At 72.3% G+C, this 19,512-nt stretch carries 18 protein-coding genes; 10 read left to right on the top strand and 8 right to left on the bottom strand.

Annotated features, from left to right (window positions below; translation table 11 throughout):
• Together KME80_RS32875 and KME80_RS32870 are read right to left on the bottom strand one after the other, a co-directional pair.
• Window positions 1-963: allantoate amidohydrolase (locus KME80_RS32875; protein WP_219510420.1), on the bottom strand; the 963-nt coding region annotated here is incomplete at its 3' end.
• 34 nt (window positions 964-997) lie between these two features.
• Window positions 998-1,684 carry an SDR family oxidoreductase gene (locus KME80_RS32870; RefSeq protein WP_219510419.1) on the bottom strand — a complete coding sequence of 229 codons (687 nt, stop codon included), beginning with the start codon at window positions 1,682-1,684 and terminating at the stop codon, window positions 998-1,000.
• Window positions 1,685-1,738: 54 nt separating this feature from the next.
• Here KME80_RS32870 and KME80_RS32865 point away from each other — a divergent pair, with 54 nt between their 5' ends.
• From KME80_RS32865 to KME80_RS32855, 3 genes are read left to right on the top strand one after another with little or no spacing between them, the layout of a single operon-like run.
• Window positions 1,739-2,278, top strand: a complete 540-nt coding sequence (locus KME80_RS32865) for a PadR family transcriptional regulator (protein ID WP_219510418.1) — start codon at window positions 1,739-1,741, stop codon at window positions 2,276-2,278.
• Window positions 2,279-2,286: 8 nt separating this feature from the next.
• Window positions 2,287-3,240, top strand: coding sequence for an ATP-binding cassette domain-containing protein (locus tag KME80_RS32860; protein ID WP_219510417.1), 954 nt, complete (start codon window positions 2,287-2,289; stop codon window positions 3,238-3,240).
• Entirely contained in the window at window positions 3,237-3,986 is a 750-nt protein-coding gene (locus KME80_RS32855; protein WP_219510416.1) for an ABC transporter permease, read from the top strand. The genes KME80_RS32860 and KME80_RS32855 overlap by 4 nt, the downstream gene beginning before the upstream one ends.
• On the opposite strand, the gene KME80_RS32850 is transcribed toward KME80_RS32855, so the two are convergent.
• The 6 genes from KME80_RS32850 to KME80_RS32825 form a co-directional block, all read right to left on the bottom strand.
• A complete protein-coding gene (locus tag KME80_RS32850; protein ID WP_219510415.1) occupies window positions 3,966-4,799 on the bottom strand; it encodes a MurR/RpiR family transcriptional regulator in 834 nt (277 codons plus the stop codon). The genes KME80_RS32855 and KME80_RS32850 overlap by 21 nt on opposite strands.
• A gap of 50 nt (window positions 4,800-4,849) precedes the next feature.
• Entirely contained in the window at window positions 4,850-6,514 is a 1,665-nt protein-coding gene (gene hutU, locus KME80_RS32845; RefSeq protein WP_219510414.1) for a urocanate hydratase, read from the bottom strand.
• 54 nt (window positions 6,515-6,568) lie between these two features.
• The gene (locus KME80_RS32840; protein ID WP_308126020.1) at window positions 6,569-8,275 is read right to left on the bottom strand and encodes an ABC transporter ATP-binding protein; all 1,707 of its coding nucleotides are present in this window, start codon (window positions 8,273-8,275) and stop codon (window positions 6,569-6,571) included.
• 249 nt (window positions 8,276-8,524) lie between these two features.
• Window positions 8,525-8,839: a hypothetical protein gene (locus KME80_RS32835; protein WP_219510413.1), complete on the bottom strand. Its 315-nt coding sequence runs from the start codon at window positions 8,837-8,839 to the stop codon at window positions 8,525-8,527.
• Between the two features lie 11 nt (window positions 8,840-8,850).
• Entirely contained in the window at window positions 8,851-9,606 is a 756-nt protein-coding gene (locus KME80_RS32830; protein ID WP_219510412.1) for a hypothetical protein, read from the bottom strand.
• A 45-nt stretch (window positions 9,607-9,651) separates the two neighbouring features.
• Window positions 9,652-10,380, bottom strand: a complete 729-nt coding sequence (locus KME80_RS32825; protein WP_246646142.1) for a FadR/GntR family transcriptional regulator — start codon at window positions 10,378-10,380, stop codon at window positions 9,652-9,654.
• A 75-nt stretch (window positions 10,381-10,455) separates the two neighbouring features.
• Here KME80_RS32825 and KME80_RS32820 point away from each other — a divergent pair, with 75 nt between their 5' ends.
• The 7 genes from KME80_RS32820 (at window position 10,456) to KME80_RS32785 (ending at window position 19,494) form a co-directional block, all read left to right on the top strand.
• The gene (locus KME80_RS32820) at window positions 10,456-11,826 is read left to right on the top strand and encodes a glutamine synthetase family protein (RefSeq protein ID WP_219510411.1); all 1,371 of its coding nucleotides are present in this window, start codon (window positions 10,456-10,458) and stop codon (window positions 11,824-11,826) included.
• 2 nt (window positions 11,827-11,828) lie between these two features.
• Window positions 11,829-13,172: an aldehyde dehydrogenase family protein gene (locus tag KME80_RS32815; RefSeq protein ID WP_219510410.1), complete on the top strand. Its 1,344-nt coding sequence runs from the start codon at window positions 11,829-11,831 to the stop codon at window positions 13,170-13,172.
• Window positions 13,173-13,175: 3 nt separating this feature from the next.
• On the top strand, window positions 13,176-13,940 hold the full coding sequence (locus tag KME80_RS32810; protein ID WP_219510409.1) for a 3-oxoacyl-ACP reductase: 765 nt from the start codon (window positions 13,176-13,178) through the stop codon (window positions 13,938-13,940).
• Window positions 13,937-14,629: a gamma-glutamyl-gamma-aminobutyrate hydrolase family protein gene (locus KME80_RS32805; RefSeq protein ID WP_219510408.1), complete on the top strand. Its 693-nt coding sequence runs from the start codon at window positions 13,937-13,939 to the stop codon at window positions 14,627-14,629. The genes KME80_RS32810 and KME80_RS32805 overlap by 4 nt, the downstream gene beginning before the upstream one ends.
• 42 nt (window positions 14,630-14,671) lie before the next feature.
• On the top strand, window positions 14,672-15,643 hold the full coding sequence (locus KME80_RS32800) for a LysR family transcriptional regulator (protein WP_308126019.1): 972 nt from the start codon (window positions 14,672-14,674) through the stop codon (window positions 15,641-15,643).
• A 100-nt stretch (window positions 15,644-15,743) separates the two neighbouring features.
• A complete protein-coding gene (locus tag KME80_RS32795) occupies window positions 15,744-18,056 on the top strand; it encodes a M4 family metallopeptidase (RefSeq protein WP_308126018.1) in 2,313 nt (770 codons plus the stop codon).
• 76 nt (window positions 18,057-18,132) lie between these two features.
• On the top strand, window positions 18,133-19,494 hold the full coding sequence (locus tag KME80_RS32785) for a M28 family peptidase (RefSeq protein ID WP_219510407.1): 1,362 nt from the start codon (window positions 18,133-18,135) through the stop codon (window positions 19,492-19,494).
• The last annotated feature ends 18 nt before the right edge of the window (window positions 19,495-19,512 follow it).

Genomic DNA, 19,512 nt, shown 5'->3' with positions numbered 1-19,512 from the left:
GGGGGGCTGGGGGCGGGGGGAACCGGCTGGGGTGCGGGGTTCGGGGGGTTGGGGGGCGGCGGGGTGAACGGGCGGGGCGGTGAGGTGGTGGAGGTCGGCCACGAGGGCGCGGACGTCGGCCTCGGCGGGCCCGCGGGCGTCGAGCCAGGCGGACACGAGCCCCGGGACGGCGTTGGCGTTGTTGGGGGAGACGAGCACCTTGCCCACGGTGGCGACGACGCCGCGGCGGGCGGCGTGCTCGCGGGCGGCGAGGACGAGGCGGGCCAGCGCGAGCATGGGGTCGTGCCGGTCGGCGAGCCGGGTGGTGCCGGCGTGGTTGGCCTGGCCGCGCAGGTCGAAGCGCCACCGTCCGTGGGGCCAGATGCCGCTGGCGACGCCGACGGGCCGGCCGTGTTCGACGAGCCCTTTGCCCTGTTCGACGTGGAGTTCGACGAAGACGCCGATGGCGCGCAGGGTCTCGGGGTCGGGGCCGAGGGCGCGGGGGTCGCGTCCGAGGCGGGTGAGGACGTCGGCGAGGGTGTCGCCGTGGTCGTCGGTGAGCCCGAGCGCCCGTTCGGGGGTGAGCGCGCCGGTGAGGAGCCGGGATCCGACGCAGGGGACGCCGAATCGGGCGCCTTCCTCGTCGGTGAAGCAGACGACGCCGAGGGGCCGGCGGGGCTGGAAGCCGCGGCGGCGCAGCAGGTCGATGGCGGCGAAGGCGGACACGACGCCGAGCGGCCCGTCGTAGGCGCCGCCCTGGCGGACGGAGTCGAGGTGGCTGCCGGTGACGACGCCGGGCTCGCGGGCGGGGTCGCCCCACCAGGCCCACAGGTTGCCGTTGCGGTCTTCGCGCAGGTCGAGCCCGCGGCGCGTGGCCTCGCCGGCGAACCATTCGCGCAGTTCCTGGTCGGCGTGCGACCAGGCGTCCCGTACGTAGCCTCCGGTGGCGGGGTCGCGGCCCACGCGCGCGAGATCTTCAAGCATGGACCCACTGTAGTGAATGGATCCATTCAGGCGGTCAGGTGAGGGGTCCCGCGCTCGGCCGGAGCGTGAGTTCGGTGAGGTGCGCGTCGGGCCCGGCGGTGCAGGCGGCGTGGATGGCGCGGGCGACGCTCTGCGCGGTGAGGTACTTCTCGGGCTCGTACGCCCCGCGTTCCTGCTCGCGTACGCCGCGCTGCATGTCGGTGTCGATCCGCCCGGGGTAGACGGTGGTGACGCGCAGCTCGGGCTCTTCGAGGCGGAGCGCGTCGGCGAACGAGCGCAGCGCGAACTTGCTGGCCGAGTAGGCGGCCCAGCCGGGGTTGGCGCGCTGGCCGGCGCCGGAGTTGACGCAGATCACGTGGCCTCGGGCACGGCGCAGGGCGGGCAGGAGGAGCCGGGTGAGCTCGGCGACCGCGAACAGGTTGAGCTCCATGGTCTCGCGCCACACGGAGGCGGGCAGGTCGCCGATGCGGCCGAGCCGGGTGAGGCCGGCGCTGTGGACGAGCACGTCGAGCCGGTCGATCCCGGCGACGTCGGCTTCGGTGACGGAGGTCAGCTCGACCGGCCAGGCCCGCGCGCCGGGCAGCTCGGCGGCCAGCGCCGAGAGCGCGTCGCGGTCGCGGCCGCCGAGGATGACGTGGTGGGTCGGGGCGAAGGCCCGGGCCACGGCCGCGCCCACCCCGCGTGAGGCCCCGGTGACCAGGGCCGTCGGTCGTTCGCTCATGACGGGAAGCCTCTCACGCTTGACAGGCATTCAAATTTGAATACAAACTTGAGTGTGTCCACAGCATCCACGACCCGCATCCTCATCCTCGGCACCCTCCTCGACGGCCCGCTCAACGGCTATCAGGTGCGCAGGCACCTGGAGACGTGGGGCACCGACACCTGGGCCAACGTCAAGTTCGGCTCGATCTACCACGGCCTCGGCAAGATGGCCGACGAGGGCCTGCTGGAGGTGGTCGAGGGCGGCAAGGGCGGTTCCACGGTCTATCAGCTGACGGAGGACGGCCGGTTCGAGTTCCACCGGCTGCTGATGCAGACCTGGCACGAGCTCCAGCCGATCGTCGACCCGTTCCAGGTGGCGGTCACGTATCTCGACCGGCTCGAGAAGTCCCAGATCCTGGCCGCCATGGAGAACAGGATCGAGCAGCTCAAGCTGGGCATCGCGACGACCGAGCGGGCGCTCGGCGCCAAGCAGCGTTACGGCGCCCCCCGCCACATCGACGAGAACCTCAAGCTCAACATCGGCACGCTGCGCGCGCAGCTCGAATGGTGCCAGCAGGCGATGCGGAAGGTGGAAGACGACGAGCTTCCCTAGGGAGAAGCATGATCATTCAGGCACATGGGTTAAAGAAGACCTTCACCACCAAGAGCCGCAAAGGACCCCAGACGGTCGAGGCCGTCCGAGGCGTGGACCTGGAGGTGAAGGCCGGCGAGATCTACGGCGTGCTCGGCCCCAACGGCGCCGGCAAGACCACGACGATCCGGATGCTCGCCACGCTGATCAGGCCCGACGCGGGCACCGCCACGATCACCGGCCACGACCTGCTCAGGGAGCCGGCGATGGTCCGGCGCAACCTCGGCTACGTGAGCCAGAACGGCGGCGTCGAGGAGCAGAACACCGCGCGGACCCAGATCGTCTTCGCGGCCAGGCTGTACGGGGTGCCGCAGCCGGAGAAGGCGACCGCCGCGGTGCTGGAGCGGTTCGGCCTGGCGGAGATCGCCGACCGGCCGGGCCGTACCCTCTCCGGAGGCCAGAAGCGGCGCGTGTCGATCGCCCTCGGCCTGGTCCACACGCCGCCGCTGCTGTTCCTGGACGAGCCGACCACCGGCCTCGACCCGCAGAACCGCGCCAACCTGTGGGACCGCATCAGGGAGTTGCGCGACGGCGGCACCAGCGTGCTGCTCAGCACCCACTATCTGGAGGAGGCCGACGCGCTCTGCGACCGGCTGGTGATCGTCGACCACGGCGTGGTCGTCGCCGACGGCACCCCGGCGGAGCTGAAGCGCGAGGTGTCCGGCGACGTGGTGACGCTCAGGCTGGCCGAGCCGGAGCGGGCCGCCGGCACGCTGGCGCCGCTGGCCAAGGACACCCGCGTGGACGACGACGTGCTGCGCGTGTACGTGGACGACGGCGAGCACACGCTGCCGGTGCTGCTGCGCACGCTGGAGGAGCAGCGGCTGGGCATCACGTCCGTCTCGCTCGACCGGGCGACGCTCGACGACGTCTTCCTGGCCAAGACGGGCCGGTCCCTGCGTGACACGGGGGTGGCCGCGTGATCAGGGACACCGCGCTCTTCCTGGGCCACGAGATGCGCGGCACGCTGCGCAACCCGATCTGGCCGCTGTTCGGCATCATGCAGCCGGTGATGTACCTGCTGCTGTTCGGCCCGCTGTACGCGGGCATGGGGGCCGGGGGCGACCTCGGCCGGGCGCTGACCTCGTTCGCGCCGGGCATGCTGGTCATCACGGCGCTGTTCAGCTCAATGGGCGTCGCGTACGGGACGATCTACGAGATGCGCAGCGGCGTGCTGGAGCGGATCGCGGTCACGCCGGCGTGGCGGCCGGCGATCGTGCTCGGCCGGATGCTGCGCGACGTGGCCGTGCTGATGGCGCAGTCGCTCGTGGTGATCCTCATCGCGGTGCTCATGGGCCTGCGCATCGGCGTGGCCGGGCTGCTGCTCATGCTGCTGCTGCTCGGCGTCACGGGGCTGTTCTCCTCCGGCGTGGCGTACGGGCTGGCGTTCGGCTTGAAGGACGAGAACGCGATGGGGCAGATCATGCAGTTCTTCGCGCTGCCGCTGATGCTGCTGTCGGGCGCGCTGCTGCCGATGGCGCTGGGCCCCGACTGGCTGGAGCGGGTCGCCTGGTTCACGCCCTTCTACCATCCGGTCGAGGCCGGCCGGTCGCTGTTCGCCGGTGACCTGACGGACCTGTCGATCCCGCTGGCGTTCGCCGTGATGCTGGGCCTGGCAGCGCTGACCGTCACCTGGTCGGTGCGCTCGCTACGACGGATCGCCGGTTAGGAACGTGCCGGTCTCGTCCGTCATCCGCTCGTACTCCTCCAGCCGCGCCTGGGTGCGCAGCGGCGCGGCGTCGGCCATGGCCTCCACCAGGGCCATCGCCAGGGCGAGCGGGGCGGCGTGCGAGTCGAACACGAGCCGGTCGCCGACGGGCGCGTCGAGCACCACCTCGGCGGGGAAGTCGGCCCGGTCGCAGATCGCCGCCACCCGGTAGCCGAGCTTCCCGGCGTACTCCAGCGCCTGCATGACCTCGGCCGGATAGCGCGGCAGCACGACGGCCACCAGCCATTCGGCGCCGGCCCGGCGCGCCGCGTGCAGCCCGTCGGCCAGCTCGGACCCGCCGTGGGTGAGCAGCCGGACGTCGGGGTGGATGCGCCGGGTGTAGTAGGCGAACGTGGTGGCGAGCCCCGCCGAGACCCGCAGCCCGAGCACGGGCAGCGGCTCGGCGGCGGCCAGCGACGCGCCGAGCTCCTTGAGCGGCAGGCTGCCGAGCCGGTCGCGGACCAGCGACAGGTTGCGGATCTCCCGGTCAATGGCCCCCTTGATCAGGCTCTCCTGCGGCCGTTCGGCGGGGGCGCCGAGCACCAGCGGGCGCAGCGCCTGCCGCAGCTCCGGGTAGCCGGCGAACCCCAGCACCATCGCGAACCTGGTCACCGACGGCTGGCTCACGCCCGACCGTTCGGCCAGCTCGACGCTGGACAGGAAGATCGCCTCTTCGAGGTGCTCCGACAGGTAGTGGGCGATCCTGCGCTGCACCGGTGACAGCCTCCGGCCGTCGAGCAGCCCGTCCAGCCCGCCGTGGTATGCGCCCGTCACGCCTCCTCCAACACCGCGGCCACGGCAATCTCATCCCGTAACGGGAAAACTCACTTTCCCGCCTCGGGACGCTCGCGCATGGGGATGCGGACGCCCCGCTCGCCGGCCACCGCGGCCGCCTCCTCGTAACCGGCGTCGACGTGACGCATGACGCCGGTGCCGGGGTCGTTGGTGAGGACGCGGTTGAGCTTCTCCCGCGCGAGCGCGGTGCCGTCGGCGACGGTGACCTGCCCGGCGTGGATGGAGCGGCCGATGCCGACGCCGCCGCCGTGGTGGATGGACACCCAGGAGGCGCCCGACGCGGTGTTGAGCATGGCGTTGAGCAGCGGCCAGTCGGCGATCGCGTCGGAGCCGTCGGCCATCGCCTCGGTCTCGCGGTACGGGGAGGCGACCGAGCCGCTGTCGAGGTGGTCGCGCCCGATCACGACGGGCGCGCTGAGCTCGCCGGAGGCGACCATGTCGTTGAACCGCTCGCCGGCCCGGTCGCGCTCGCCGTAGCCGAGCCAGCAGATGCGCGCCGGCAGCCCCTGGAAGTGGACCTTCTCCCCCGCCTTCCTGATCCACCGGGCCAGCGGCTCGTTCTCGGGGAACAGCTCCAGGATGGCGCGGTCGGTGGCGGCGATGTCGGCCGGGTCGCCGCTCAGCGCCGCCCACCGGAACGGCCCCTTGCCCTCGCAGAACAGCGGCCTGATGTACGCGGGCACGAACCCGGGGAAGTCGAAGGCCCGCTCGTAGCCGGCCAGCTTGGCCTCGCCCCTGATGGAGTTGCCGTAGTCGAACACCTCGGCCCCGGCGTCCTGGAAGCCGACCATGGCCTCGACGTGCCGGGCCATCGACTCGCGGGCCCGGCCGGTGAAGCCCGCCGGGTCCTTGTCGCGCTCGCCGGCCATGTCCTCGAAGGCCACGCCGGACGGCAGGTACATCAGCGGGTCGTGGGCGGAGGTCTGGTCGGTCACGATGTCGATCTCGGCGCCCCGGGCCAGCAGGTCGGGCAGGGCGTCGGCGGCGTTGGCGACCACGCCGATCGACAGCGGGCGGCGCGCGTCGCGGGCCTCGTACGCCAGCTCCAGCGCCTCGTCGAGGGAGCCGGCGCGGACGTCGAGGTAGCGGTGCTCGATGCGGCGCTCGACCGAGCGCGGGTCGCAGTCGACGCAGATGGCCACGCCGCCGTTCATGGTGACGGCCAGCGGCTGGGCGCCGCCCATGCCGCCGAGCCCGGCCGTCAGCGTGATCGTGCCGGCCAGCGAGCCGCCGAACCGCTTGGCCGCGACGGCCGCGAACGTCTCGTAGGTGCCCTGGAGGATGCCCTGGGTGCCGATGTAGATCCAGGAGCCGGCCGTCATCTGCCCGTACATGGTCAGCCCGGCCGCCTCCAGCCGCCGGAACTCCTCCCAGTTGGCCCAGTCGGGCACCAGGTTGGAGTTGGCGATGAGGACGCGGGGCGCCCACTCGTGGGTGCGGAAGACGCCGACCGGGCGGCCGGACTGCACGAGCAGCGTCTCGTCGCCCTCCAGCGTGGTGAGGGTCCTGACCAGCGCGTCGAACGAGGGCCAGTCACGCGCCGCCCGCCCCGAGCCGCCGTAGACGACCAGCTCCTCCGGATGCTCGGCGACCTCGGGGTCGAGGTTGTTCTGGAGCATGCGGAGGGCGGCCTCCTGCGGCCAGCCCTTGGCGGTGAGCGTGGCGCCTCGCGGCGCGCGGACGGTGCGGCCCATGGTGACCCTCCTGAATGAACACATTCACCTTTGTCACCCGAAGAGTACAACGGCTCAGGTCACGAGGAACTGGGTGGCCGCGAGCTCCCGGTAGAGGCCGTCCTGTCCGACCAGCTCGTCGTGGGTGCCGACCGCGCGGACGCCGCCGCCCTCCATGACCACGATCCGGTCGGCGTTCGTCACGGTGGACAGCCGGTGCGCGATGACGAGCACGGTCGTCTCGGTCGCCACCTCGGCGATGACCTCGCGAAGCCGCAGCTCGTTGACCGCGTCGAGCTGGGAGGTGGCCTCGTCGAGCAGCAGCAGCCGGGGCTTGCGCAGCAGCGCGCGGGCGATCGCGACCCGCTGCCGCTCGCCGCCGGACAGCAGCACGCCGCGGTGGCCGACGGCGGTGTCGAGCCCGTCGGGCAGCCGGGCCACCAGGTCGTCGAGCCGGGTACGGGCGACGGCGCGGTGCAGCTCCTCCTCGGTCGCGTCGGTGGCGGCGAACATCAGGTTCTCGCGCAGCGTCCCGGCCAGCACGGGGGCGTCCTGCTCGACGTAGCCGAGCGCGGCCCGCAGCTCGGCCAGCGGCCAGTCGCGGATCTCCCGGCCGTCCAGCGTGATCGTCCCGCCCTGGTGCTCGTAGAAGCGTTCGAGCAGGGCGAACACGGTGGACTTGCCCGCGCCGGACGGGCCGACGAGCGCGGTCAGGCCGCCGGGCGGCACCTCGAACGTGACGCCGTCGTGCACGACCGGCCGGTCCTCGCCGTACGAGAAGACGACGCCGTCGAAGCGGACGCCGAGCGGGCGCGCGTCGCTCGCCGGGACGGCGCCGACGGGCTCGCCGGGCAGGTCCTCGATCTCGCGGATGCGCTTCATCGCGGCCAGGCCCTGCTGGAGCTGGACGGCGCCCTCGACGAGCTGGCCGATCGGCGCCACCAGGTAGAACAGGTAGAGCAGGAACGCGATCAGCGAGGAGACCTCCAGCGTGCCCGCGGCGACGCGGGCGCCGCCGACGGCGAGCACGGCCAGGAAGGCGATCTGCACGGCCATCCAGGTGGCGACCCCGGCGAGCGAGGTCCAGCCCGCGACCTGGAGACCGCGATCACGGGCGCGTTCGGCGGCCTCGGCGACGACGCCGATCTCCCGCTCCTCGGCGCCGCTGGCCTTGACCGTGCGGTAGGACTGCAGCGCCCGGTCGAGGACCGCGCCCATCTCGCCCACTGCCTCCTGCGCGTCCTTCTGGGCCCGCTGGATCTTCGGCATGACCAGCCCGGTCAGCCCGCCGATCACCACGATCACGAGCAGCGTGACCAGCAGCAGCACGCCGTCCATCGTGGCCATCATGACGATGGCGCCGACCAGCATGAACACCGAGCTGACCGAGTCGACCACGCCGTTGGTCAGCACCGCGCGCAGCAGCGTCGTGTCGCCGGTCACCCGCGACAGCAGGTCGCCGGGCTTGAGCCGATCGACGTCGGCGACCCGCAGGCGCAGCATCCGGTCGACCAGCCTGCGCCGGGCGCCCAGCACGATGCCCTCGCCGGTGCGCTCCATCAGATAGCTGCCACCGGCCGACACGACGGCTCCGACCAGCACCGCGACGGTCAGCCCGATGAGCGGCCCGGCCATGGAGGCGTTCTCGCCGAACGCGTCGACCACGTACTTGGCCAGCAGCGGCATCGCGAGGCCCGCCGCCGAGCCGATCAGGCCCAGCACCCCGCCCACGACCAGGATGCCCCTGTGCGGTCGCAGGTAAGCGAGCAACTCCTTGATCACGCGATCTCCTCTCGCGACATATCCCGAAAAAACCCAACGAACGACGGAACGGAATCCGCACCGGTCAACCTAAATTGACGACCAAAGTATGTCAACTTTGATTGACGACTCCTCCCTGAGGAGGAGAACACCCCCCACGGAACGCACGCGCCCGGGACCGAGGAGAGGCGGAGACGGGGGCAGGGCAGAGGGCGGGGCCGAGGAGAGGCGGGGGCGGGGGGCGGAGCCGAGGAGGGGCGGGGCGGTGATCTAGTCGAGGGCGGGGGTGTCGGGCCAGTCGTGGTCGGCGTCCCCGTCGTCGGCCCGCCGCAGCTTGACGTCCTCCACCCAGGCCGCGGCGAACCGCCGGACCGCCGGCCCGTCGCCGTGCGGCGCGTACTCGTCGTCGGAGATGAACTCGGCGTACTCCAGCCGCATGATCAGCTCGTCCAGGCCGAACGAGGCGTCGTGCGCCCGCGCGTGCGCCTCGAACTCGCGGAAGCTCCAGCGCCCGGCGAGCGCGGCCACGGCGGCCAGGTCTTCGGCGAGCCCCCGGTCGTGCAGCGCCAGCACCAGGGCCCCCACGCCGCCGGGGGTCACGGGAGCCGGCGGGCGCGGCGGGTGGACGGGAGGTCGTGACGGCCCGAGAGGAACTCCTGGAAGGCGATCTTGGCCCGGATGACGGGACGCCGCCAGCGCTCCTCGCGCCGGATCGCCCTGGCGAGCTTGCGCGGCGAGCGCCCGGCGAAGAACCAGTGCGCCCACGGCGAGCCGGGCCGGGCCAGCCGGACGACGCCGACCGCGAGCAGGATGGGCACGAACATGCCCACCATCCCGGTCCAGATCTTGCCCTTGAGCAGGGTGATGACGACCATGGCCAGGTGGGCGGCGATCAGCGGGACGGGGCTGATCGGCAGCGCGTAGTCCCAGACGAGGGGCCGCAGGCCGGTCAGGAGCAGGCCGGTGATCCCGACGGCGATGAAGACCGCGTCGACCGAGGTGCGGCCTTCCTCCTCCCAGTAGACGTCGTGCAGGTGCAGGATCAGCGCGAACTCGTCGAGCACGAGCGCCGAGCCCATGCCGAAGACGGAGGCGGCCACGGCGTAGCCGGTCTGGGAGCCGCCGGAGACGATCAGCCCGGCGACGCCGCCCACCAGCATGAGGATGACGCCGAAGACCACGTGGTGGATGTGCATCTCGCCCACGTTGACGTTGCGGAACCAGCCGATCTTGGCCCGGATGAGCCGGACGTTGATGCGGGTGGCGATGAACGTGACGATGAGCGCGACGAAGAAGCAGAACAGCGGAAGCCGTCCTGTCGCGATGATGCTGTGCTCGAACCAGTTCGCCATGACCTTGAAAGAGACTCTACGAGCTCTGCCCGAGTGGAGTGTCCGTCAGGAGAGGAACGCCCGGAGAAGCGCGGCGGTGCCCTCCAGGTGTTCGGCGACCGCCCGGCGGGCCGCGTCCGGGTCGCCGGCGACGACGGCGGCCACGATGGCGCGGTGCTGCGTGGCGGCGTGGTCGAGGTTGACCTGGAGCATCGGGATGGCGTTGAGCAGGTCGGAGACGCGCAGCCGGGCGTCGGCGCAGGCGGCGGCCAGCAGCGGGGAGCCGGTCAGCTCGGCGATCGACAGGTGGAAGGCGGTGTCGAGGCGCCGGTAGTCCTCCAGCGAGGCCGCGTTCAGGTCGGCCAGCCGGCGTTCCAGCACGGCACGGCGGTCGGCGGTGAGCGGGGTCCCGGCGAGCACCTGGGCGGCGCCGCACTCGACGGCCATGCGGAAGGTGAGCGCGTCGGTCAGGTCGGCGGTGCCCATGTCGGCGACGACGCGGCGCAGGTCGCCGTCGGCGGGCCGGGGCGGCACGTAGGTGACGAACGCCCCGCCGTAACGGCCGCGCCGCACGTCGAGGTAGCCGGCCTCCTGGAGGGCGCGGATGGCCTCGCGCAGCGTGACGCGGCTGATGCCGAGCCGGACCGCCAGCTCGCGCTCGGGCGGCAGTTTCTCGCCCGGGGCGACCACGCCGAGTTTGATCGCCTGCAGGAGCCGTTCCACGGTCTCCTCGAAGGCGTTGCCGGCCCGCACCGGGCGCAGCACCGTCATCAAACGCGCCGACTCGTCCAACATGTCCTCAGGTCTTGACAGATGATCCCGCTATACACATCAATGGTCTGAGACTAGCCCAATCAACGGGAAAGCGGGATGGGCGTGAACGAGCGGGCCGGGTTCCTCGCCGTTGGCGAGCTGCGGGACGAGGTGGCCGCGGGGCGGATCGACACGGTCCTGCTCGCCGTCGCCGACATGCAGGGCAGGCTCCAGGGCAAGCGACTGTCGGCCCGCTACTTCCTGGACGAGGTGCTCCACCACGGCTCCGAGGGCTGCAACTACCTGCTCGCCGTGGACGTCGACATGAACACCGTCGCCGGCTACGCGATGTCGTCCTGGGAGCGCGGCTACGGCGACTTCGTGATGAGGCCCGACCTGTCGACGCTCAGGCGCGTCCCCTGGCAGGAGGGCACCGCCATGCTGATGGCGGACCTGGCCTGGGAGGGCGGCGCCGACGTGACGGCCTCGCCGCGCCAGATCCTGCGCGCGCAGCTCGCCCGCCTGGCCGAGCGCGGCCTGTGCGCCCAGGTGGGCACCGAGCTGGAGTTCGTCGTCTACGACGACACCTACGAGGACGCGTGGCGGCGCGCCTACCGCGATCTGACGCCCGCCAACCTCTACAACGTCGACTACTCCCTGCTCGGCACCGCCCGCGTGGAGCCGCTGCTGCGCCGCATCAGGCTCGGCATGGAGGGCGCCGGCCTGTACGTCGAGTCGGCCAAGGGCGAGTGCAACCTGGGCCAGCACGAGATCGCCTTCCGCTACGCCGAGGCGCTCGTCACCTGCGACAACCACGCCATCTACAAGAACGGCGCCAAGGAGATCGCCGCCCAGGAGGGCAAGGCGATCACGTTCATGGCCAAGCCGAACCAGCGCGAGGGCAACTCCTGCCACATCCACCTGTCGCTGCGCGGCCTCGACGGCGAGCTCGTCATGGCGGGCGAGGGCCCGCACGGGCTGTCGCCGCTCGGCCGCGCGTTCGTCGCCGGTCAGCTCGCCTGCCTGCGCGAGCTCACCCTCATGTACGCGCCCAACGTCAACTCCTACAAGCGCTTCGTGCCCGGCAGCTTCGCGCCCACGGCCGTCAAGTGGGGTGTGGACAACCGGACCTGCGCGCTGCGCCTGGTGGGCCACGGGCCGTCGCTGCGGATCGAGAACCGGGTGCCGGGCGGCGACGTGAACCCGTACCTGGCGGTGGCGGCGATGGTGGCGGCGGGGCTGCACGGGATCGACGGCGGGCTGGAGCTGGAGGAGGCGTTCGAGGGCAACGCCTACGCCTCCGGCGCGCAGACGGTGCCCGCCACGCTGCGGGACGCGCTGGCGCTGTTCGAGGGGTCCAAGCCGGCCAGGGAGGCGCTCGGCGAGGACGTGGTGGCGCACTACGCGAACAACGCCCGGGTGGAGCTGGCCGCCTTCGACGCGGCGGTGACCGATTGGGAGCTGTTCCGAGGTTTCGAGCGGATGTGAGCATGCGGATCATCAATCCGGCGACCGAAGAGGTCGTCGCCGAGGTCGAGTTCGCCGGGGCCGCCGAGGTGGACCTGGCCGTGGAGCGTGCCAGGAAGGCGCAGGCGGCCTGGCGCGAGGTCGCGCCGGGAGACCGGGCGCGGCTGCTGCGCGCGTTCGCGGACGTGGTGGACGCGCACGCCGAGGAGCTGGCGCTGCTGGAGGTGGCCAACTCCGGCCACCCGATCGGCAACGCCCGCTGGGAGGCAGGGGCCGTCCGCGACGTGCTGCACTTCTACGCCGCCGCGCCGGAGCGCAACCACGGCAAGCAGATCCCGGTGGCGGGCGGCGTGGACGTGACGTTCCAGGAGCCGCTGGGCGTGGTGGGCGTGATCGTGCCGTGGAACTTCCCGATGCTGATCATGAGCTGGGGCGTCGCCCCGGCGCTGGCGGCGGGCAACACGGTGATCGTCAAGCCGGCCGAGTGGACGCCGCTGACGGCGCTGCGGCTGGCCGAGCTGGCGCTGGCGGCGGGGCTGCCCGAGGGCGTGCTCCAGGTGCTGCCGGGGGCGGGCGAGGTCGCGGGCGCCCGGCTGGTCGAGCACCCGGACGTGGCCAAGATCGTGTTCACCGGCTCGACCGAGGTGGGCAAGGAGATCGCCGCCAAGGCGGCGCACCACGTCAAGCGCCTCACGCTGGAGCTGGGCGGCAAGTCCGCGAACATCATCTTCGCGGACGCCGACCTGGAGAAGGCCGCCGCCGCCGCGCCGTACGCCGTCTTCGACAACTCCGGCCAGGACTGCTGCGCCCGCTCCCGCGTCCTGGTCCAGGCCGAGGTGTACGACGAGTTCCTGGAGCGCCTGTCACGGGCCGTGCTGGCCGTGCGCGTGGGCGACCCGCTCGACCCGGCCACCGAGATGGGCCCGCTCATCAGCGCCGAGCATCTGGCCAGGGTCAGCGGCTTCGTCGAGGCCGAGCCGTACCTTCAGGGCTCCTGCCCGCAGGGCAAGGGCTTCTGGTTCCCGCCGACGGTGCTGACGCCGGCGGTGACGGACCGGGCGTTCACCGAGGAGATCTTCGGCCCGGTGGTGTCGGTCGTCCCGTTCGCCGGCGAGGCCGAGGCGGTGCGCATCGCCAACGACACCCGTTACGGCCTGAGCGGCTCCATCTGGACCCGGGACGTCGGCCGGGCGCTGCGCGTGGCCAGGGCCGTCGAGGCGGGCACACTGTCGGTGAACTCCAACTCGTCCGTACGCCACTGGACCCCGTTCGGCGGCTTCAAGCAGTCGGGGCTGGGCCGCGAGCTGGGCCCCGACGCCCTGACGGCCTTCACCGAGACCAAGAACGTCTTCATATCCACGGAGTAGCGCATGCAGCGTTTGCAGGACCGCGTCGCCGTCATCACCGGGGCCGGCAGCGGCATCGGCCTGGCCACCGCGCGCCGGTTCGCCCAGGAGGGCGCCCGCGTGGTGTGCGCCGACATCGACGAGGAGGCGGGCGTCAAGGCCGCGGCCGAGGTCGGCGGCCTGTTCGTCAAGGCGGACGTGACCAGCGAGGAGGACGTCGAGCGGCTGTTCCGCACGGCGTTCGAGACCTACGGCAGCGTGGACGTCGCGTTCAACAACGCGGGCATCTCGCCGCCGGACGACGACTCCATCCTGGAGACCGGCCTCGACGCCTGGCGGCGGGTCCAGGAGGTCAACCTGACCAGCGTCTACCTGTGCTGCAAGCACGCCCTGGAGTACATGCGCCGCCAGGGCAAGGGCTCGATCATCAACACGGCCTCGTTCGTCGCGGTGATGGGCTCGGCCACCTCGCAGATCTCCTACACCGCCTCCAAGGGCGGGGTGCTGTCGATGTCGCGCGAGCTCGGCGTCCAGTTCGCCCGCGAGGGCATCCGGGTCAACGCGCTGTGCCCGGGGCCGGTCAACACGCCGCTGCTCCAGGAGCTGTTCGCCAAGGACCCGGAGCGCGCCCAGCGCCGCCTGGTGCACGTGCCGATCGGGCGCTTCGCCGAGGCGTCGGAGATCGCGGCCGCGGTGGCGTTCCTGGCCAGCGACGACGCCTCGTTCATCACCGCGTCGCAGTTCCTGGTCGACGGCGGCATCTCCGGCGCGTACGTGACGCCGCTGTGAGCCGTCCGGTCATCGGCGTCACCTGCTACGTCGAGCCCGCGCGCTACACGGTGTGGGAGACGACGGCGGCGCTGCTGCCGTACGCGTACGTGGAGCAGGTCGTGCGGGCGGGCGGCCAGCCGGTCGTGCTGCCGCCCGCCGGCGCGCCCGCCAGGCTGGTCGCGCGGCTGGACGGGCTGATCGTGGCGGGCGGCGGCGACATCGCCCCGGCACGCTACGGCGCGCCGCAGGACGAGCGGACGGGATACGTACGGGAGTTCCGCGACGAGGCGGAGTTCGCGCTGCTGGCGGCGGCGCTGGACGCCGGGCTGCCGTTCCTGGGCGTGTGTCGGGGGCTCCAGGTGCTGAACGTGGCGCTCGGCGGCACGCTCCACCAGCATCTGCCTGATGTCGTCGGGCACACCGGCCACTCCCCCGCGCCGGGCGCGTTCGGGTGGTCGCCGGTCCGGCCGGTGGCGGGCAGCCGGGTGGCGAAGGCGCTCGGCGACGGCCCGGTGGACGTGCCGCACTATCACCACCAGGCCGTGGACCGCCTGGCGGCCGGGCTGGCGGTGACGGCCACGGCGGACGACGGCACGGTCGAGGCCGTCGAGCTGGACTCCCGTCCGTTCGCCGTGGCGGTCCAGTGGCATCCGGAGGCGGCCACGGGATGCGAGCTGTTCGAGGCTCTGGTCGCGGCCTGTCCCTGATTGGGCCTTACTGGAAAGCTTCTTTACTTTTAAGCTCGAAGCGTGGAACTCGAGGTGCGCCACCTCCGGGTGCTGTGCGCGATCGCCGACACCGGCAGCATTTCCCGCGCCGCCGGCGCCCTGGGGATGTCCCAGCCCGCCCTGGCCGCCCAGCTCCAGCGGATCGAACGGCGCCTCGGCGGCACGCTGTTCGAGCGCGGGCCGGACGGCGCGACGCCCACCCCGCTCGGCGCGTGGCTGCTGGTCAGGTCGCGGTCGCTGCTGCCCGCCTTCGAGGAACTGGAACGCGACACCCTGCGCCGCGCCGAGGCCGCCGGGCACGCCCGCATCCGGGTCGGCTGCGCGCCCACCCGGCTGGCGATCTACGTGGCCAAGAGCCTGCGCACGCTGCTCCCCGACGCCGACGTCAGCCTGCGCACCGAGCAGTCGCTGGACCCGCTGCCCGGCCTGCTGGCCGCCGAGCGGATCGAGCTGGCCACGCTGGACGACTACCCGGGGCACGAGCTGTCACCGCCGCAGGGCGCGGTCTACGCGGTGGTCGCCACCGAGCCGCTGTTCGTGGGCCTGGCGCACGACCACCCGCTGGCCGCGCAGGAGGAGGTGGAGCTGGCCGACCTGGCGGACGCCGACTGGGCGCTGCCGCCGCTGATCGAGGCGGGCCCGCGCGAGCACTTCTGGGCCGCCTGCGCCGAGCGCGGCTTCGAGCCCCGCATGTCCTACGGCGTCAACCTCGACGTGGCGCTCGACCTGATCTCCGAGGACCGGTGCGTCGGCCTCTTCCAGGCGACCGCGCCGCCCCGGGGCCGGGTCACGCTGCGCCCGCTGGCCGGGACCCCGCTGCGCTTCCGGCACCTGCTGGGCTGGTCGGCCCGCGGCCCGCTCGCCGCGACCGCGGCCGACCTGGTCCAGGCCGTGCGGAAGACGTACTGGGCGGAGTCGGTGCGGGCGCCCGCCTATCGGGCCTGGTTGAAGCGCCACGGGCCACTTGATCATGGCCATAGCGTGACGTTATAGGAAAATGTTGGGTACCAGTTTTCGTACTGGCGGTGGCATGGTTTGAGTGACCCCAGCCGGCCGGGGCTCTTCCACTCCACACCCCCGTAGGAGCCAGAGAGTGAACCCCAGACTCAGGTTGGGGGCTGCCGCCACGCTCGCGTTAGCCCTGATCACCAGCACGCTCGCGGGCGCCACCAGCGCCCAGGCGATGCAGGTGGCCGATCCCCCCGGTCCGGACGAACGCCGCAACGCGCTCACCACCGCGACCAGCCTCATGCTCGCCGAGCCGGCGGCGCTCAAGGCGGCGGCGCAGGACGAGTTCACGCTCTCGTCCGCCGTCACCGGCGTGCGCGGCCTGCAGTTCCTCACCTACTCCCGGACCCACCAGGGCCTGCCCGTCTACGGCGGCGACGTCGTCGTGGGCACCGACGAGTCCGGCGCGGTCGTCAACACGGTCACCACCGGCCAGCGCGCCACTATCGACGTGAGCGTCAAGGCGCGCGTCACCGCGGCCGCCGCGGCCGTCGCCGCCAGGAAGCACCTCGGCACCGCGGCGGCCAGCGTCGCCACGCCGAAGCTCGTCGTGCACGCCGCCACCGCGACGCCGAAGCTCACCTGGGAGGTCGTCGTCACCGCCGCCGACCGCCCGAGCATCCTCCACGTGTTCGTGGACGCGCGCACCGGCAAGGTCGTCGACTCCTGGGACGAGGTCAGGGCGGGCACCGGCAACGGCCACCACGTCGGCACCGTCTCCATCGACACCACGCCGTCCTACACGATGCGCGACCCGAACCGTCCCGGCGTGCAGTGCGGCGGGCAGAACGGCCAGCCGTTCACCAAGACCACCGACACCTGGGGCAACGGCAGCGGCACCAACATGGAGACCGCCTGCGTGGACGCCCTCTACGGCGCCCAGAAGCAGTGGGACATGATGCGCGAGTGGCTCGGCCGCAACGGCGTCAACGGCTCGGGCGGCGGCTACCCGGCGCGCGTGGGCCTGTCGGCGGTCAACGCCTACTGGTACGGCTCCTACGCCAACTTCGGCCGCAACCAGGCCGGCAGCTCCCAGCTCACCTCCATCGACGTGGTCGCCCACGAGTTCGGGCACGGCGTCTTCCAGTTCTCCGGCGGCGGCGGCGCCGGCAGCGGCAACGAGGCCGGCGGCCTGAACGAGTCGACCGGCGACATCTTCGGCGCCCTGACCGAGGCGTACGCGAACAACGCCAGCGACCCGGCCGACTACCTGGTCGGCGAGAAGGTCAACCTGGCCGGCAACGGCCCGATCCGCAACATGTACAACCCGCAGGCGCTCAACCACCCCAACTGCTACAGCGCCCAGATCCCGAACACCGAGGTGCACGCCGCGGCCGGGCCCCAGAACCACTGGTTCTACCTGGTCGCCGAGGGCACCAACCCGGCGGGCAAGCCCGCCAGCACCCGCTGTGACGGCGGCGGCGCGATCACCGGCATCGGCATCCGCAAGGCCGGCGAGATCTTCATGACCGGCCTCAACGCCAAGACGCAGCCGTGGACGCACGCCAAGGCCCGCGTCGCCACGCTGAACGCCGCCAGGACGCTCTACACCGGCTGCGCCGAGTACAACGTCGTCAAGGCCGCCTGGGACGGCATCAACGTCCGCCCGCAGGCCGGCGAGCAGCCCTGCAACCAGGGCAACGAGTTCTCGATGACGCTGAACCCCGCCTCCGGCAGCACGCAGCCGGGCGGCACGGCCACCACGACCGTCAGCACGACCGTGACCAGCGGCTCGGCGCAGTCGATCACGCTGCGGGCGAGCGGCCTGCCCTCGGGCGTCACCGCCTCCTTCAGCCCGGCCACCATCCAGGCCGGCCAGAGCTCCACGCTCACGCTGACCACCTCCGCCAACAGCCCGCAGGGCGCCCACGCGATCACCGTGACGGCCGACGGCGCCGACGTGGACCGGACCGCGACCTACAACCTGCAGCTCGGCGAGGTCGCCGACGACTTCTCCGTCACCGTGACCCCGTCCTCGGCGTCGGTGCAGCCGGGCAGCTCCGCCACGACCACGCTGGCCACCCAGATCACCTCGGGCGACGCGCAGAGCGTCGCGCTGACGGCGAGCGGCGCGCCCGCCGGCGTCACCGTGACCTTCAGCCCGCAGACGATCAACTCCGGCCAGTCGTCCACGGTCACGGTCGCCACCACGGCGAGCGTCACGCCGGGCACGTACCCGATCACGCTGAACGCCGACGGCGCCAGCGTCGACCGCACGGCCACGTTCACCCTGACGGTGGGCAGTGACCAGGGCGGCGACGCCTGGGCTCCGTGGACCCCGTACGCGACCGGGGACGTCGTCACCCACCAGGGTTCCAGCTACCGATGCCTCCAGGCGCACACCAGCCTCCCCGGCTGGGAGCCGAACCTGGTGCCTGCTCTCTGGCAGCGGATCTGACCCCTCAAGACCGGGCGGCCACGCCGGGGTGGCCGCCCCCCTTTTCTCAGACAGGCGGGACACCGTGAAACTCACCATGGGCGCAGTCGCGACGCTCGCGCTGACGCTGACCTTCTTACAGCCGCAGACGGCCAACGCCGTCGCGGAGACCGCCCCGGACATCCCGATCTCCAACGTGACGGCGCATCTGGCCCAGTTCCAGCAGATCGCCAACGCCAACGGAGGCAATCGGGCCTCGGGCCGGCCGGGCTTCACCGCCTCGCTGAATTACATCAGGGGCAAGCTCGACGCGGCCGGGTACACCACCCGGGTGCAGAGCTTCAGCGGCGGCAGCAATCTGATCGCCGATTGGCGAGGCGGTCCGGCCGGCCCGGTTCTCATGCTCGGCGCGCACCTCGACGGCGTCAGCGCCGGAGCGGCCATCAACGACAACGCCTCGGGCTCCGGGGCGCTGCTGGAGGTCGCGCTCACGCTGGCCGCCAGGAACCCGACGCTCACCAAGCACGTGCGTTTCGGCTGGTGGGGCGCGGAGGAGCAGGGCCTCGTCGGCTCCCGCTACTACGTGCAGAACGGCGGCGCCCAGGGCGTCGAGGCGTACCTGAACTTCGACATGATCTCCTCCAGGAACGCCGGCTACTTCGTCTACGACGACGACGCCACGCTGCGGCAGGCGTTCACCGAGTACTTCACCTCGATCGGCGTCCAGCCGGACCCCGACCGCGAAGGTGACGGGCGCAGCGACCACGCCTCGTTCAAGAACGCCGGGGTGCGGGTCGGCGGCCTGGCCACCGGAGCGGGCGCGATCAAGACGGCGGCCCAGGCGGCCAAGTGGGGCGGCACCGCGAACGCGCCGTTCGACAGCTGCTACCACCGGGCGTGCGACACCTACCCGGCCAACGTCAACACCACCGCGCTCGACCGCAACACCGACGCCATCGCGCACGCGCTGTGGAAGCTCGCGGTCGGCTCGGAGAACCCGCCCGCCGACGACTACACGATCTCGGTGAACCCGGCGTCGGCGTCGGTCGACCCGGGCGGCACGGCCACCACGACCGTGAGCACCCAGGTCAGCTCCGGGCAGGCGCAGAGCGTCACGCTCTCGGCGAGCGGCGTGCCCGCCGGCGTCAGCGTCACGTTCAGCCCGGCGACGATCACCGCGGGCCAGTCGTCCACGGTCACGATCGCCACCACCGCCGGCACCGCGCCGGGCACCTACCCGATCAGCGTCAACGGCGACGGGGCGAGCGCCGACCGGTCGGCCTCGTTCTCGCTCACCGTGGCCGGCGACACGGGCGGCGGCACCTGGGTGGCGTACACCTCGTACGCGGCCGGGGACGTCGTCACCTACCAGGGCGCCAGCTACAGGTGCCTGCAGGCGCACACCAGCCTGCCGGGCTGGGAGCCGTCCAACGTGCCCGCGCTGTGGGCGCGCGTCTGATCACTCCTGGACACCGCG

It is taken from the genome of Nonomuraea ceibae, assembly GCF_019396325.1.
In the GTDB taxonomy this organism is placed as follows: domain Bacteria; phylum Actinomycetota; class Actinomycetes; order Streptosporangiales; family Streptosporangiaceae; genus Nonomuraea; species Nonomuraea ceibae.
This window is presented reverse-complemented; position numbering and strand designations above follow the sequence as displayed.